Raw genomic sequence first — 16,257 nt, forward strand, 5'->3', positions numbered from 1 at the left:
TAATAGGATGATATTTAGGGTCAATATATTTTTGTGCATACAATTTGCATACAAGTCGAACACTTTTGAGATATGGCGTTGGTCTTTTATTTTTTGAAATCGGTTAGCAGCGACGCATTCTTCTTACGTACGTCTTTCTCAAATCCAGCTAAATAGTAGGCTGTTGTTTTGAGGTCGTTGTGGCCTAACGACTCCGAAATATATGCGATGTTCGCCCCGCGACGTTTTAGAATCGTCGCGAACGAGTGACGGGCCGTATAAGTGGATATTTTGCCGATCCCCAAGGCCTTGCCGATAATGTGCATGTGCCAGTTGATACGCCGAGTCAGATTTTGTGTCTTGATTTTCAGCTCCATGGCAGTCTCTTTTCCCGTTAGAAAAGGGAAAAGAAAGTTGTCTTTTTCGGCTGGATTCCCCCATTGTTTAAGAATGGCACGCATTTCATTGGTCAGTGTGGCGCGGATTTCGCGTCGTTTTTTGGTGGTGCGTTCAGTCTTTTGGCGGACAAAACAGATCTCGCCATCTATAATATTTGAGAATTTAAGTTTCACCAAATCAGCAACATTGATGCCGTTGCACAGGTAGATGAAAAACCATAGGTCACGATAGTAGGCTGTTATAGGGCTGCCGTCCGAATAGTTGACGATTTGCTCGATCTGTTTGATGCTCAGGGCCATTTTTCTGCCCTCCCCCTCGTGGATCTCGAACTTGCCCTTACCGAAAGGATATTGGGTGTCTTTGATCATACCGTTGCGACGCGCTTCGTTCAGGATGGCGCGGATGGCACGCATGTGCATGCTCACCGTCACGGCGCTTTTTTTTTCGGCGATGAGGAATTTCTCGTACCGCTGAAGCCAGTGAATCGTGATGTTGACTAGGGGGATTCGGCGGGAGGCAAAACGTTCGATGGATTTCAGTACATTGTTGTACCAGAGCATGTTGCCGATCCGTTGCTCGTCTTTGAGCGTTTTGATCCGGTGTCTGAAAATGGAATTTAGGGTGTCGCCGTGGCCGCGTCCGAGGCGCAGATTCAACAGGTCGAACGAAAACTCACCCTTGTCGGTCAGTTCCTGGGTCTGCTTTTTGATCAGATCGAAGCTCCCGTTAATGTCTGACCTGATTTCCAGTAATTTCGGGCTTCTCGAACGGGGTAATTTCACACACTCGATGGGAAGCAGCTCTTTTCCGGTGGAGTAGTATTTCTGGACCCGTCTGTAGGTGACCAGGATCTTTACCGGATACAGGCCGTTCTTTTTGGCACGGCGGGTATCGAGAATGGATGATATGGTGACTCCGTCTTTGGCATATTTGTACATCGGATGTCTCTCCTTCGGCACGTGGCGTGGATGCGAAAAACTGCGCATACAATTTGCATACACGTCGCTCATTATAGGGTTTCTACATTGCTTTGTCGTAAAGTTAACTTAGGCTTCGCGCAGTGTCTTGGTGAAATTGTTGTAAACATTCAAAGTGCCGTACACAACGATGACGTCGCCTGCCATCAGGACCGTCTCCGGCAGGAGCGGATCGAGTGCCTGCTTCTGGTTGTATTTGATGCCAATGGCATTCCGTTCTTCGTGGTTGCGGATTACGGCCAGCAGTTGGAGCCCCTCGGTTTCGATGCCGCTTTGGGCAATGGTTTTGCCGTCGAGCGTCCGCGGCAGTTCGAAACGCATGACGTAGTGCGAACGGTCGATCCGGTAGGAGCTGAGGAATTCGTTCAACTCGAGCGATTGTGCCATCACTTCGGCGGCCTCCTGCTCCGGAAAGATGATGCGTTCGACGCCCAGGGCTTGCAGGACGTTTCGGTGGAGTTCGTTCAGGGCGCGTGCTGCGATGTTCGAGACTTTCATTTGTCGCAGCAGGGCGACGATTTGGATCGAGGCGGAAAAATTTTCGCCGATGGCCACGATCAGCAGGTCAACCTGGTCGAGCGGAAGGCTTCTCAGAGCCTCGGGGTCGCTGGCATCCATACAGATGGTGCTGGAGAGGCTGTCGCGGAGTTCGTTCACACGGTTGCGGTTGTCATCGACGCCGATGACTTCATGACCCATTTGCGTCAGACGGGAGGCCAGGACGGAACCGAAGTTCCCCAGGCCGATCACAATGTATTTCATGGTTGTAAGGCGAGAAATGATGGTTGTCCAATCCGGGGCCGGCGGAGGTGTGCGGCCCGTCTCCCCTGGGGAAGAGCGTCTCATGGTCTCATCAGCCCGGTATGGGCGGGAAATTGAGGCGATTTTCCGGCTGAAAATTTAGCCAAAATAATGAAAGTTGCAAGCCGGACCGGATGTGTTTGGTACGGTATCCAACGGCATAAATGCAGGTTGAGAGCCTGGGGGCTTATTGTATGTTTTTCTTGTGAAAACGGGGGGCGATTCTATAAAAAATCCCCATTCCGGTGCCGCGTGGTGCCGCACTAGAATGGGGTGTGTAATGGGGAGGGTAAATCGCCTGCGGGCGAAATGTGTGTTATTTGTTGGTGCCGATGAATCGCCAGCCGACGGCCACGCGGAAGTAGGTCGGACAGGTGGTCTCGGCAGACGAGGTGAAAGCGCTGCGGAGTCCTTTGGAGTAAGAGGCGGTGAAGTCGAGGCCGCATCGGAGCAGATAGCCGGCTCCGATGGTGAGGGCCATGTTGGTGGAGCGCACGCCTTCGAGCGGACTGGTGGCTCCGCCCTCTTTCTCCTTGCGGTCGGCCGAGAGTTTGAAGAGTCCTTCGACGCCGGCGATGACGCGGAATCCGCCGAGGAAGTTGAACTTACCGACCAGCGGCACGCTCAGGTAGTCCATCCGGTGGACGGTGTGCGAGGTGTATTGCATCTCCACGTTGTTGGTCGAGCCGAGCTGGGAGTAGTAGGCGCCCGTTTCGATCCCCCATCGGTGGGTGAAGTTGTAGTCGATGAACAGACCGGCGTAGACTCCGGTGCGTGAACTACCGGGGCTGTTTTTGTAGTCGGCGAAGTTGACGCCGGCGCGGGGGCCGAAACCGAGTCCTTTGACTTGTGCCGTGGCTGTGGCGGCAGTCAGGAGGAGCAGGAGGAACAGGAAGGTTTGTTTCATGGTGGGGGTGTGTCCTGTGAATTCTGGTGTCCGACAAATATATGTAAAAAGCCGGAGAAGAGTCGATCTTCTCCGGCTTTGGTGTGGATTTTATATTCTTCGGGGTACTTTTCCGGAAGAATAGGACAGGATCTTAGGCGTCCTTGGTTGTTCTTTCCAGTTTTTTCATCACACTGAACAGGAAGATGGCCGAGATGGCGCAGCAGATGACCAGTACGCCCCACAGCATCCACAGCGGCATGCCGCCCCAGAGGTAGCCGATGATGGCGACGAGGTAGTTTCCGACAGCGGTTGCGGCGAGCCATCCGCCCTGAGCGAGACCTTTGTATTTGGGCGGTGCCACTTTCGATACGAAGGAGATACCCATCGGGCTGAGGAACAGTTCGGCGATGGTCAGTACGAAATAGGTCGAGATCAGCCAGTTGGGCGACACGCGTGAGGCTTCGTCCAGGCCGCCCATGCTTTCGAGAGCGTTCGGGGTGGGCAGGCCGGTCGAGGCGAAGGCCAGCAGTACGAAGCCCAGGGCGGCGATAATCATACCGATACCGATCTTACGCGGAGCGCTGGGTTCGCTGTTGCGTTTCTGGAGCCACGAGAAGAGTCCTACGGTAACCGGGGTCAGGATGATGATGAAGAAGGGGTTGAACTGTTGGAAGATCTGCGGGGTGATGCTCATCGGCTGGGGCAGGGTGGTGTAGGCCAGCCAGGCTCCGATAGCGCCGACTACGAGAACGATGAGACCGCCCAGTCGACCTTTGCCGGTTTTCGACTGGAAGAGGCTAAGCAGACCATAGAAGGCCACGACGAAGGGGATCAGGGTCAGCAGCGAGAAACCGAAGCATCCGAGACCGCTGACGGAGGTTTGCGTGTAGTCGCGGGCGAAGAAGGTCATCGTCAGACCGTTCTGGTGGAAGGCCATCCAGAAGAAGATCACCACGGCGAACACCAGACCCAGAGCGACCATACGGTCTTTGACCTGTTGCGGGGTGAGTTCCACCACGTTGGGGTTGTGTTCTGCCTGTTTCTGTTTTTCGGTCTTGTCGGCGGCTTTGTAGTATTTGCGGAAGCCGACGAAGATCAGCATCGAGACGATCAGCGAGAGGCAGGCTACGCCGAAACCGTAGTTGTACGACTGGCTGAGGCTGGTGATGTAGTTCTGGCCGAAAGTTGCCAGGTCGCCGCCGGCGTGGCCCTGTTGTGCGGCCAGGTCGGTGAATTTGGCCATGGCTTCGGTCGAGATGGTACCGTTCTGGAGTTGGTGGGCCAGCGACGGGATGTCTGCGTTATAGGTGAAACCGTCCTTTTCGAGGAAGTAGTTCGATACGCCTTCGGCGGCCGAGGGGGCGAAGAAGGCGCCGATGTTGATACACATGTAGAAGATGCTGAAGGCGATGTCTCGCTTGGCGCTGTATTTGGGGTCGTCGTAGAGGTTGCCGACCAGTGCCTGCAGGTTACCTTTGAAGCAGCCGGTACCGATGGCGATCAGTGCCAGCGATCCGAACATGGCGATTTGTGCGCCGGTGCCGGTTCCGGTCGGGATGGCCAGGCAGAAGTAGCCGGCGAACATCACGATGATACCGAGCATGATGGTCTTGCCGTAGCCGAGCACCTTGTCGGCCAGCAGACCGCCGAACAGCGGCAGGAAGTAGACCATACTCAGGAAGATCCCGAATGTGGTACTGGTGGCGTCCGATGTGTAGCCGAATTTTGCCTGCATGTAGAGCACGAAGATGGCCAGCATGGTGTAGTAGCCGAAGCGCTCTCCCATATTGGCCAATGCCAGTACGAACAGGCCTTTGGGTTGTCCTTTTAACATTTGCTTATGGTTGTTTTTGGTTAATAATTCCGCAGGGTGCGATCGGTGGGGTTGGATCGTCCAACTCGTTAGCTATGACACCGATAAATTGCAAATTTAGCGTTTTTGCCCACATAGGCAAGTTTTTTGTTGAATTTATAACAAATTGTGGGGCATTTTGTGCAAATGTTGTTTCACGATGACCGTGGCGCTGGAAAGTCGGGGACTGGCGATGGGGGCGCGGTGACGAAATGTTTGTCCTGAAAACAGGGAATTGCAGGTGTGGCAGTGAATCCGGCATTCTGTCGATGCAGTGAGGATTGCCGTTGAGAGGCAGTCCCTACGGTGGGGATATAAAAAATGCGGCCCATTGGACCGCATGGTGTTGCTTGTTGTGTGTGAATTGCTGGAGGCTGTCGGAGAGGGAGAGGTCTTGGAGGGCAAGTTGGTGCTTGGTCGAAGTTTTCCAGTCACGCCGCTGCCGTGTTGTCTCCAGGGGTCCGCCGGTACCGCAGGATTTTGCCGGAGCTCTGTCACGCCGGGTTTACTGTCTTCCCGTTTTGCTTCCGGCTGTTTTTGTTCGGATGTTTTATGCGGGGGTGTGCTGTACGGGGTGAAACGAGTTGTTGGTTCAAGCCTTAGGGACTTTGGTCTTTGTGCGAGGCTCCCGTGCTTTTAGAAACCCTCACCGGGGACTCGGCACCCTGCTTAATGTTCCCAATACCTGCTTTCCCCCCCCTCTTGTGTCGGCTCTTTATTTAAATGTTGTCCCAGAAGTTGTCTTCTTTCGGAGTGAGGACGTTGCGTCCGAGCCGTTTGACCCGTTTGGCGATGTCCTGTCCCTGGTCGTTCTTGGCGATCGAGAACTCAACGTCGTCGCCGGGGGCGAGTTCGGAAAATTCGCCTTCAATCACGTCGAGGTTGTGGAAGAAGAGGTTGTTGTTGGGATATTTGATGAAACCGTAGCCGTTCTTGATGCTGAGGATCTGGCTGGTATAGCGGGCCTCTTCGGCGGTGTCGTCGGATTCGATCGAGTAGTCGTCTTCGGCCGGTTCGGGCTCGTCGGCAGCGTTCGAACGGCTTTCGGGGGTTTGTACGAAGAGGTTTTGGATCAGTTGGTTGTTCTGTTTCAGGCCGCAGTCGATCACCTCCTGCATCGGGACGGGGTAGTGGGCCAGGTTCAGCAGTTCGTGCGAGGTTTTGGTGACGATGCGGGTGCCGTCGTCGTTGGTGTATTCGAATTCCCAGCTGATGAGCATCACCCGGACACCCATGGCGATCAGTTTGCGAACCAGGGGAACGTAGTCGGTGTCGGCCACCACTAGTACGGCGATGTCGATCTTGCCCTGGAGGGCCATTTCGAACACTTCGAGCGAGAGCCATACGTCGGTTCCGCGTTCTTCCTTGCGACCGTAGATGTTGCGCAGGGGCAGGTAGTGGGTGTGGACGCCTTCGGACATGAGGATGTCGTCGAAGACGCGGTCGTGGTAGAGTTGGCTGCCGCGTTGTGCTGCGTCGGAGGCGTTGAGGCGGCCGCGGAAATAGTGGGCTTCGCAGATGCGGCAGCGTTTGGGGTCGAGCCCCTCTTCTTCGGCCACGCGCTGGCTGATAAAGTCGTGCAGGCCGTTGACGCTAAGGCGGCGGCGTTGCGGATGGATATAATTGTAATAGTTCGAGGCGTGGAGCAGGAAGTTGCCGTCGTAGAATACGCCTATTTTCGGAGCATTATGGTAGAAAGACATAAAATGGAGAAGGTGTAATTATCGTATCCCTTGTGTTCTGTTTTTAATAGGTTCAAAGTTAATACATTTTTACGAAAAGTGTGTTTTTTTCTTGTAATAGTGGTGCCGGAATGGTCGAGTTGCCGTAATTATCTATAAATAAGTTATTCTCGGGTATGGTTTGGCGACGGAAGAGGAACCCTGTTTGAGTGGGTGTGGCGGCGGGTTGTCGGGGTGAAAATGGGGAAAACTTCGTGGTGCGTTTTGATAAATCGCCGAAGAAAAGTTATTTTTGAATTTGGATCAAACTGAGATCAGATTATGGGATATAATGAATTGGAGATCGAATTGAAGAAAACGCTGGCGCAGATTGCCCGGTGGCGTGAACTCGGCTATATGCCGACCATCGAGCAGGGGATTGCGCTGGGACGTTTGCAGAAGATATATGCCGGTTTGCTCGACCTGCCCTGCTGTGATCCGGAGGAGGTTCCGGCGGTGAGCGATGCGCCGAAGGCGACCGTGGAACCGTCGCCGCTTGTTGCGGTTGTGGGCGGTGAGGCGGCGGAGCCGAAAGCCGAGGAGGCTGGCGAAAAGGTCGCAGAAGTGGCTGTCGCTCCGGAGACCGCCGAGAACGCATCGCAGGACACCGGTGAACAGACTGCGACCGCAGTCGAAGATTTGGCGCCGAAGGAGCCCGAAAAACCGGCGGCTGAAGAGGCGGAAGCTCCCGCGGCTCCCGTTGCACCTGCCCCGGCAGTGGCGCAGCAACCGCAGGGGGGAGAGGCTCAGCCGATGCCGCGTGTATTCGGTATCGAGGTGAGTCCGTATGCCCGGCACGAGATGATCGATACGCTGTTCCACGGCAATACGGCGCTTTTCCTCTCCGAGGTGGCCAAACTGAACGAGATGGGGTCGCTCGAAGAGGCGCTCGTCTATATCGGTGAGACCTATCGTTGGATCCCCGAAAATGCGGCGACCATCAAATTTATCGATCTGCTCACAGCCCGCTTTGCCGAGTAGCCGGCGCGGGACGTTAACTCCACAACCGTACGATCGTGGCGAAACTTTATGTCGTGCCCACTCCGGTGGGCAACCTGGAAGATATGACCCTGCGCGCGACCCGTGTGCTGCGCGAGTGTGACTATATTGTCGCCGAAGATACCCGCACCAGTGGGAATCTGCTCCGCCATCTGGAGATCAGCAAGCCGATGAGTTCGTATCATAAGTTCAACGAACATGGCGTGGTGCAGCAAATCGTGCAGCGGATCCTGGGCGGCCAGACCGTGGCTCTGATCTCCGATGCCGGTACGCCGGCCATTTCCGATCCGGGCTATCTGCTGGTCAACCGGGCTATCGAGGCCGGGATTGAGGTCGAAACGCTCCCCGGGCCGACTGCCTTTGTGCCGGCGCTGGTCTCCAGCGGCCTGCCCTGCGATCGGTTTGTCTTCGAGGGCTTTCTGCCGCAGAAAAAGGGGCGTCAGACCCGTCTGCAACAACTGGTCGACGAACCGCGGACCATGATTTTCTATGAATCGCCCCATCGGGTGGGGAAGACGCTCGGACAATTTGCCGAGTTTTTCGGTGGTGAGCGTCGGGCGGCACTCTGTCGCGAGATCTCCAAAAAATTCGAGGAGACGGTGCGTGGAACCCTGTCCGAATTGGCTGAACGCTATGCCGCGCAGGAACCCAAAGGGGAGATTGTGCTGGTGGTGGAGGGGGCGCGTGAGGCAACGCGGAAGGCGCGTCGCGAGCGCGGTGCGGCGGACGAGGCCGATGAGGACGAGTAGCGTTTTTTGGGGGGTGCCATCCGGAGGACGGGGTGCTGTGCGGTAGAAACGGGCGGGTGTGTCCGGTGGTCCGGGCGAGAGAGTGTCGGGGCTGGGAGTGCGGTGCGGGGAATTGCCTCAAAATCGGGGAGTAGTGGAGAAAATTAAGTGGGTAGTGGCTCGGAAACGCGGGCACGGAGGGAGGTGTATGGATAGTTCCCAAGGTGTGGGGAGTAGGGAAGAGAAAGTTTGGGACGGGGTATTGGGGGACGGAGTGTGTGGCAGGGTTGCCCGAGAGAGGGAATCGTCAACGAGAATAGCAGAATGGGGGGATTTAGTCGCGCGGAATGCGTTCCAGCATGCCGCCGCCGACCACCCGATCCTCCAGGTAGAATACGACCGGTTGTCCCGGCATCAATGCCCAGGCCGCATCTTCGGTCAGGGTGACTTCCAACAGACCTTCTAGTGTCGGTGTCAGCCGACATCCGCCGCGGGGATTGCGACCGATTCCCCGTACGACGATTTGCAGCCGATCGGCTGACCCGAAAAATTCCGAGGTGTCGACCGCGTGCCATGAGCGCAGGATCATCCGTCGGCTGTACAGAGCCGTGTCGGGCCCTACGATTACCCGGTTTCGGGCAGGGTCTACGGCTACAACCGACAGTGCCGCAGCTTGTGGGTCGAAAAGGGTGAATCCCCGTTTCTGCCCCGCGGTGTAGAGCGGATACCCTTCGTGGCGGCCGATAACGTGGCCCGCCTCATCGACCACCTCGCCCGGTTGAAGTACCCCGGGCGGCAGGTGGTGTTTTAGAAAATCGACATACCGCATCCCCTCCAGGAAACAGAGACTCATGCTTTCGCGCCGGGCGGCCAGCTCGGTGAAACGGTATTTGTCCTTCAGCTGTTGGCGTACTTCGGTTTTGGTGAGGTTGCCCAGTGGAAGCAGGGCCCGCCGAACGATCCCCTCCGGCACGTCCCACAGGTAGTAGGACTGATCTTTGGCCGGATCGGCGCCGCGGCTGAAGTAGTGGTGTCCGTGGTGTTCGACGCTTCGTACGTAGTGGCCGGTGGCCAGGTGGTGGATTCCCATCCGGTCGGCCGTTTCGGCCAGCAGTTGCCACTTGATGCGGGGATTGCAGCGGGCGCAGGGCGATGGAGTGCGCCCTGCGGTGTGGTCGGCCAAAAAGGGAGTGAGGATCTCGGCGCGGAAACGGTCGGCACAGGGGATGACGGTCAGCCCGACGTCGAGCCGTTCGGCAGTGGCCGAGGCTTGTTGCCGGGCCGTTCCCGAATCGAGCAGGTCGAAAAAAACGGCGCGAGGACGGTATCCCGCCTCGCGCAAAAACAGTACAGCGGCTGCGGAGTCCAGCCCGCCGCTCAAGGCCACGAGCACATCCGCGCCATACGGAGTATTTTCCGGGGAGTTGCCCACAGCTCGACCGCGGCCGTATTGGGGTTAGAGTCCTTTGAAAAACTCCTCTTCCGAGAGGGTCGAGGCCGGAACGCCGCCGTTGTTGTAGTGGGCTTTGTCCGAAGCGGCACCGATCGAGCTGATGGCCGATCCGTCGGGGTTGAAGAATTCGGGGCGTTCGCGTTTGATGTAGTTGATGACCTCTTGGAAGCCTTCGTTGAACTTCTGGAAGTCCTCTTTGTAGAGGTGGATTTTATGTTTGTCGATCATGAAGCTGCCGTCGCGCATCTGTTTTTTACGGCTCTCGGTGATGGTCACGTAATAGTCGCCGCCGCGGGTGGCTTTCACGTCGAAGTAGTAGATTCGTTTGCCTGCTTTCACCGGCACGGAGTACAGTTCGTCCCCCATAGGTTCCATCTCACTTCGGTCATTGTAGTCGAAATTATTCATACACGGTTGGTTTAGGTTGTGGCACGTCCTGTGCCTGGGTGGTTAAAAAATTGAGTGCCGGCGGTTTGCCTGCACGTCTCAATAGTTTTCAAATGTATATAAAAAACTTATATCCCCGAAACCTTTTTGTTACTTTTCATACGAAATTACTGGGTTAAGCGCTTGACTGCGCACGCCTAACGGGGTGGCGTGCATGGCTCTGCGCCATCGGAAAAAGCGTTATATTTGCCCTGTCATTTGACGCTTGATTCCCATGAACGAACTGCAGGACTCCAATAAATCCAACTGGAACCGTTTTGTCGAGTCGCTTCGCGACCGCTTCAACCTCGACGAAGACAAGGCCTCCGAAGAGGAGGTCAGAGCCAATATTCGCAAAGGGGTCGAATTCCGCGGCACCAACCTCTGGGTGCTGATCTTCGCCATCTTCATCGCATCGATCGGCCTGAATGTCAACTCGACGGCCGTCATTATCGGCGCCATGCTCATCTCGCCCCTGATGGGGCCCATCATGGGGGTCGGACTGGCTCTGGGCGTCAACAATTTTGACGTGATGAAGCGTTCGTTGCGCAGTCTGGGGCTGGCGGCGCTCGTTGGGCTCATCACTTCGACCCTTTACTTTTGGATCAGCCCCCTCAGTACGGCCCAAAGCGAGTTGCTGGCTCGTACGACCCCCACGATCTATGATGTGCTGATTGCCTTGTTCGGCGGGATGGCCGGCATCGTGGCTCAGTCGCGCAAGGACCGCACCTCGACTGTCATTCCCGGGGTGGCCATCGCAACGGCCCTGATGCCGCCGCTCTGTACGGCCGGCTTCGGGTTGGCGCGCGGCAATATGGCTTTCTTTATCGGCGCTTTCTACCTCTTCTTCATCAATGCCGTCTTTATTGCTGTCGGGACGTTTATTATCGTTCGCTTCCTGAAGTATAAGAAGGTCGAATTCGTCGACCCCAAAAAGGAACTTCGCGCTCGGCGTTACATGACGGTGATTGTGACCATCACGCTGGTGCCCAGCGTCATCCTGGCTTACGGCATCGTGCAACGCACAATCTTTGAATCCAACGCCAAAAACTATATCGACAAGGTGCTCAATTTCGACGGAAGCGAGATCATCAGTGCCGTGCCGACCTATGCCGGTGACAGCAGCACCATCGAGGTGATGCTGGTGGGCAAGAAGGTGTCGGAAGATGTGCTCGATGTGGCGCGGCGGCAGATGGAGGCCTACAGCCTGAAGCATACCACGCTGATCGTGCGTCAGGCCGGAGTTGACAACACGTTTGATACGCATACCCTGCAAAACGTGCTGCGCAGCAACACCGAAATGCTCGACGAGAAAAACCGGAGAATCGAGGAACTGGAGCGGTTGGCCGACCGCTACCTGAGCGATACGCTTCCGGTGAAGGACATATCGTATGAGCTTCGTTCGTTGTGGGGTAGCCACATCCGGAGCGTCAGCCTGGCCAAGGCGCCCGTGTTCGGAAACGACGGAAACGCCATCGATACGGCGGTCTTCTGCTACCTGACCACGGCAGAGAATGTGTCGCTCGACCGTCAGCAGCGCGAAAAACTGACCCAGTGGCTGCGGGCGCGCACGAAGATGAATAAAGTCGAACTGATTGTGGCCCGACAGGAGGCCGATACCGCCTCGATGCGTTAAACCCGGCGCCGTGGGTAATGTGTGGGGGCCGAAGTGGGGGGAGCCGGAACTGAAGCAGGGGCGGAGTAGCGCTGAGGGAGTGCGGCTGTGAAGGGGCGTGAGCGGTGAAAGTGACGGGGGCGAGCCGGGGACGTAAGGATTCGGTTGTAGAGTAGAGGTGATGGCTCGTCCGACGGTCGGTCGGCTGGGAGGAGCGGGGGAGAGGGAGTGATGGGGAAAATGTGGCCGGAGAGTGGTGTAGCAGAAAACGGTGGGTCGGAAAACGATGAACGAAAATTAAACATAAACATATCAATACACCATGAGAAAAACACTCTACACCGTGTTGGCCGCGGCTCTGCTGACGGCCTGCGGCGGCAGCGGACAGCTGATCCAGGATCAGCAAACGCGTCAGAGCGTTGAGAGCAACATCGCCTCGCGTTCGTCGTGGCTGCCCGAGATGCCCGCCGATGCCACCCCCGAAGAGAAAGAGGGCCTGCAATTCCTCTATGCCTACATGCTGGTCAGCGACGTGGCCGACTATGCGCCCGAACTCTACCTGAGCAACGTACGCTCCTCGCTTCAGGCCCGTGCCGAAATGCCCTGGGGACAGACCGTGCCCAACGACCTCTTTCTGCACTACGTACTGCCCGTGCGTATCAACAACGAGAATCTCGACACCTCGCGTGTGACCTTCTATAACGAACTGAAAGATCGTGTGAAGGGGCTGAGCATGGCCGACGCTATCCTCGAAGTGAACCACTGGTGCCACGAAAAGGTGGTTTACTCGCCCTCGGACGGCCGTACGATGTCGCCTTCGGCCTGCGTGCGCAATGCGCAGGGACGGTGCGGCGAAGAGTCCACCTTCACGGTGGCCGCTCTGCGTGCCGTCGGGATTCCCGCCCGCCAGGTCTATACCCCCCGCTGGGCCCACACCGACGACAACCATGCCTGGGTTGAGGCCTGGGCCGACGGCAAATGGTACTACTTCGGCGCCTGTGAACCCGAACCGGTGCTCAACATGGGTTGGTTCGACGGTCCCAGCAAACGCGGTATGCTGATGCACACCAAAGTCTTCGGCAACTACATCGGCGATGAAGAGGTCATCAGCCAGACTCCGCTCTACACCGAAATCAACGTGACCCACAACTACGCCCCCGTAGCCACCGCCACCATCGTGGTGAAGGACTCGACGGGAGCGCCCGTGCCCGGTGCCCGACTCGATTTCGGCATTTACAACTACGCAGAATTCTACCCCGCCGTGCGCAAGACGGCCGATGCCAACGGTACGACGACCATGACGGCCGGTCTGGGCGATATGCTCGTCTGGGCTACCGACGGCACGCGCTTCGGCTATAAAAAACTCTCGTTCGGCCAGCAGGATACGCTGACCATCATGCTCAACCACTGTGGCGGTGCCGGTGAGGCCTACACGGTCGATTTTGATATCGTGCCCCCGGTCGAAGGCAAGACCGCAAACAGCGTGACCCCCGAACAGCGCGCGGCCAACAACGTGCGGATGGCTCAGGAAGACTCGATCCGCAATGCCTATATCGCCAGCTGGATGTCCATGGCCGATGCCTTCGCGCTGGCCGAAAAACTCGGTGCCGATACCACCAAGGTGTGGAACGTGATTGCGACGAGCCGTGGCAACTGGGCTGCGATCGCGCAGTTCCTGACCGATGCTGCCGCTGCCGGTCAGCTGGATGTGGCCTTCGACCTGTTGGATGTGGTGGCGCCGAAGGATCTGCAGGATACCCCGGCCGCAGTGCTGACCGATCACCTGACGGGTGCCGCTCCCTACAAGGATCGCCCCTGGTTTAAAGAGTATATCCTTAATCCGCGTGTCGGCACCGAACTGCTCGTGCCGTATCGTGCCGCCATGGCCGGCGAACCGGCCGAGATCGAAGCGATCATCGCCAAGGCAAAGGCCGTTCAACTGGCCGACAGCCTGAATCCGAGCCGTATCCCGATGTCGGCGATCGGTGTGCAGCGGCTGAACATGGGCGACAAGGCCGGTCGTGACCGTTACTTCATCGCCATGGCCCGCAGCAAGGGTATCCCGGCGCGGTACGAACCGGTGACCGGTCGTCTGCAGTACTACGATCTGTCGGCTGCCGACGGTGCGCAGGCGTGGGTGAATGTCGATTTCGACGGCGAACTGGCTGCTCTGGCTGCCGCCCGGGTTCCGCGCGGTACGCTGATGATCAACTACACACCGACCAAAAATAACGACGACCCGAAATATTACAGCCATTTCACCGTGGCCAAACTCAAGGACGGCCGTTATTCGACCATCGAACTGAGTAATCCGGATGTCGATATGGGGGCTGCCGGCGCCCTGTCGGCCATCTTCACCCGTCCGGTCGAACTGGAGGTGGGCGACTATATGCTGGTGAGCGGTACCCGTATGGCCAACGGCACGGTGCTGAGCCAGGTGCAGTTCTTCTCGGTCGAAGAGGGCAAGCAGACCACGCTCGACATGACCATGCGCGAAGATGACCATTCGGTACAGGTGATCGGGACGATGAATCCCGAAGCCCGTTTCGTGCCGAAGGGTGCATCGGAGCCGCAGTCGATTCTGGCTACGACCGGTCGCGGTTATTTCGTGCTGGCGCTGCTGGAGGCCAAGAAGGAACCGACCAACCACGCTATGCGTGACATCGCGGCTCTGAAGTCGGAATTGGAGCAGTGGAACCGCGGACTGGTGTTCCTCTTCGCCAGCGAAGATCAGTTGGCCGCATTCGACCCGGCCGAGTTCGGTAGCCTGCCGAACACCATCACCTACGGGGTCGATCAGGATGGGTCGGTGTCGGCGATGCTGAAACAGTCGCTCGAACTGACCAACATGAACGACCTGCCGGTATTCGTGGTGGCCGATACGTTCGGTCGCGTGGTCTTCGTATCGCAGGGCTACCGCATCGGCATGGGCGAACAGATGATGAAGATCATCAACTCGCTGTAAACGGTTCCGGCCGGTATATTTCGGGGATCTTTTCTGTGAAGAAAAGATCCCCGATTTGTCAATATACATTCGGATCGTTAACACAGAACCATTGATAGCCCAAAACAAGGGTTCCGTCAGCCGACACCATGTCGTAAATACAACAGTCGTCTTTATTGCCGGTATGTTTACAAGGTATCCTAACCGAAGGGAATTCTTTGTCAGACGAAATCCCCATAGCCTCGATATTGGCCAAGGCGAGGTCGGATACTACGAACCGATCTATCTGCACTGACGTGTAGTTGAAAATGGAGATTGTTCCCGATGCAGCAAGTATGGCAACGCCGGCGAGTAATTGCTTATTCATATTTTTCTGATTTTAATGATTCTACAATTTTACCCGCACGATATGATCTTCCCACGAGGTCGAGTCCGTATGGCGGGCATACATATAATCGTTCCAGCTGTCGACGGTTACGTTTTTGACCGGTCTGTCCAGTAGGATACGTCTGATAGGCTCGCCGTTCCAGTCGAAAACAAGGATTTCGAATGCGGTGCCGAATGAAGGATGTCCCTCCAGAGCTTCTGCGTCTTTGTCTCTGTGGTTGCGGGGCGTCAGGTAGATATATTCTCGGGTAGCCTGGACATAAAAACCAGACAGCGTTTCGCCCGAGATCCGGGGATTGATGCCGTCGGCAGCCAAAGCGAATTGTGGGACGGCATCGTAAAGCAGTTTGACATTCCCAGGTATCGAGTCTTGCAAGGAGAAGATCATGACATAACGAGAATTTTGTGCCGAAAAAACATATTCGTTGTATTCTGGTCGTTTTTGCAAAGTGCCTATAAAAGCGGTGCCCAGCGTAATTTCAGGACATGCGACACCGGCGTCTGGATAAGGAAAAGCAATGGGCGTGACGACCGAATCGCCGGCCTTGAAGTAGCCGAACATATGCTCCTTATCGTTCAGTATCTGCGCCATGAAAGTGTCGTCGCAACCGGTCGGAACGATTGAAAATAGCGGATCTGTTGTCGGAAGACTCAATGTACTCCAGGTCTTTACATCGGTCATACCGTCCGGCTCGCCGAGGTCGATACCGTACGCCTTTTCGTTGGATTGTTGGTCGATGAGATACAGTTTGTCACAATCTTCGAGACGGATCGCCCGACTGAAAATAGCCTCATAAGGTCCTTTCCCTTTTTTTTGCACCGGCGCCGAGAAAATCAGCGAATCGTTTCGCAGGACGTAATAGCTGAAATTGTCCGGTTGGGAGATGTTGTACATCAAGATACCTTTGTCCATAATTTCCATGCCGCCCGTACGGAACAAGGCCGAATCGGCGGGTACAATCCGGGTGTCGAGACGGGTTGTTTTCCCCTCCCATCGGTAATCGTCTGGTTGACGAGGCGAATGAGTGCATCCGGTGACAAATGCTGAAATTGCGCTAATGCACAAAAGGATATGAAATTTCATAAA

13 protein-coding genes are annotated in these 16,257 nt (G+C 56.2%); 4 read left to right on the forward strand and 9 right to left on the reverse strand.

Translation table 11 applies throughout. From position 1 onward, the window contains the following. Nucleotides 1-86: 86 nt before the first annotated feature. From BQ5379_RS08720 to BQ5379_RS08740, 5 genes are all read right to left on the reverse strand, one after another. Complete coding sequence (locus BQ5379_RS08720; RefSeq protein WP_317039300.1) at nucleotides 87-1,160, reverse strand: tyrosine-type recombinase/integrase; 1,074 nt, start codon at nucleotides 1,158-1,160, stop codon at nucleotides 87-89. 264 nt (nucleotides 1,161-1,424) lie between these two features. Then, nucleotides 1,425-2,117: a potassium channel family protein gene (locus BQ5379_RS08725; RefSeq protein WP_071135077.1), complete on the reverse strand. Its 693-nt coding sequence runs from the start codon at nucleotides 2,115-2,117 to the stop codon at nucleotides 1,425-1,427. 355 nt (nucleotides 2,118-2,472) lie between these two features. Continuing rightward, nucleotides 2,473-3,063, reverse strand: coding sequence for a porin family protein (locus BQ5379_RS08730; protein WP_071135078.1), 591 nt, complete (start codon nucleotides 3,061-3,063; stop codon nucleotides 2,473-2,475). Nucleotides 3,064-3,196: 133 nt separating this feature from the next. Beyond that, nucleotides 3,197-4,879, reverse strand: a complete 1,683-nt coding sequence (locus tag BQ5379_RS08735) for a peptide MFS transporter (RefSeq protein ID WP_071135079.1) — start codon at nucleotides 4,877-4,879, stop codon at nucleotides 3,197-3,199. A gap of 737 nt (nucleotides 4,880-5,616) precedes the next feature. Next, a complete protein-coding gene (locus BQ5379_RS08740; RefSeq protein ID WP_071135080.1) occupies nucleotides 5,617-6,600 on the reverse strand; it encodes an NYN domain-containing protein in 984 nt (327 codons plus the stop codon). A gap of 300 nt (nucleotides 6,601-6,900) precedes the next feature. Between BQ5379_RS08740 and BQ5379_RS08745 the strand changes: the two genes are divergently transcribed. Beyond that, nucleotides 6,901-7,599 (forward strand): hypothetical protein, encoded by a 699-nt coding sequence (locus tag BQ5379_RS08745; RefSeq protein WP_071135081.1) that lies wholly within the window; start codon nucleotides 6,901-6,903, stop codon nucleotides 7,597-7,599. A gap of 35 nt (nucleotides 7,600-7,634) precedes the next feature. Further along, nucleotides 7,635-8,366 carry a 16S rRNA (cytidine(1402)-2'-O)-methyltransferase gene (rsmI, locus tag BQ5379_RS08750; RefSeq protein ID WP_071135082.1) on the forward strand — a complete coding sequence of 244 codons (732 nt, stop codon included), beginning with the start codon at nucleotides 7,635-7,637 and terminating at the stop codon, nucleotides 8,364-8,366. A gap of 313 nt (nucleotides 8,367-8,679) precedes the next feature. On the opposite strand, the gene BQ5379_RS08755 is transcribed toward rsmI, so the two are convergent. Together BQ5379_RS08755 and BQ5379_RS08760 are read right to left on the reverse strand one after the other, a co-directional pair. After that, complete coding sequence (locus tag BQ5379_RS08755) at nucleotides 8,680-9,777, reverse strand: tRNA-specific 2-thiouridylase (RefSeq protein WP_083377677.1); 1,098 nt, start codon at nucleotides 9,775-9,777, stop codon at nucleotides 8,680-8,682. 24 nt (nucleotides 9,778-9,801) lie between these two features. Then, complete coding sequence (locus BQ5379_RS08760) at nucleotides 9,802-10,206, reverse strand: DUF3276 family protein (protein WP_071135084.1); 405 nt, start codon at nucleotides 10,204-10,206, stop codon at nucleotides 9,802-9,804. A gap of 253 nt (nucleotides 10,207-10,459) precedes the next feature. Between BQ5379_RS08760 and BQ5379_RS08765 the strand changes: the two genes are divergently transcribed. Next, nucleotides 10,460-11,860: a TIGR00341 family protein gene (locus tag BQ5379_RS08765; RefSeq protein WP_071135605.1), complete on the forward strand. Its 1,401-nt coding sequence runs from the start codon at nucleotides 10,460-10,462 to the stop codon at nucleotides 11,858-11,860. Between the two features lie 301 nt (nucleotides 11,861-12,161). After that, nucleotides 12,162-14,804: a transglutaminase domain-containing protein gene (locus tag BQ5379_RS08770; RefSeq protein WP_071135085.1), complete on the forward strand. Its 2,643-nt coding sequence runs from the start codon at nucleotides 12,162-12,164 to the stop codon at nucleotides 14,802-14,804. A gap of 58 nt (nucleotides 14,805-14,862) precedes the next feature. On the opposite strand, the gene BQ5379_RS08775 is transcribed toward BQ5379_RS08770, so the two are convergent. Both BQ5379_RS08775 and BQ5379_RS08780 read right to left on the reverse strand, forming a co-directional pair. After that, complete coding sequence (locus tag BQ5379_RS08775) at nucleotides 14,863-15,150, reverse strand: hypothetical protein (protein WP_071135086.1); 288 nt, start codon at nucleotides 15,148-15,150, stop codon at nucleotides 14,863-14,865. 21 nt (nucleotides 15,151-15,171) lie between these two features. Continuing rightward, a complete protein-coding gene (locus BQ5379_RS08780) occupies nucleotides 15,172-16,254 on the reverse strand; it encodes a BF3164 family lipoprotein (protein WP_083377678.1) in 1,083 nt (360 codons plus the stop codon). Nucleotides 16,255-16,257 lie beyond the last annotated feature (3 nt).

The organism is Millionella massiliensis, assembly GCF_900104655.1.
GTDB classification, from domain to species: Bacteria; Bacteroidota; Bacteroidia; order Bacteroidales; family Rikenellaceae; genus Rikenella; species Rikenella massiliensis.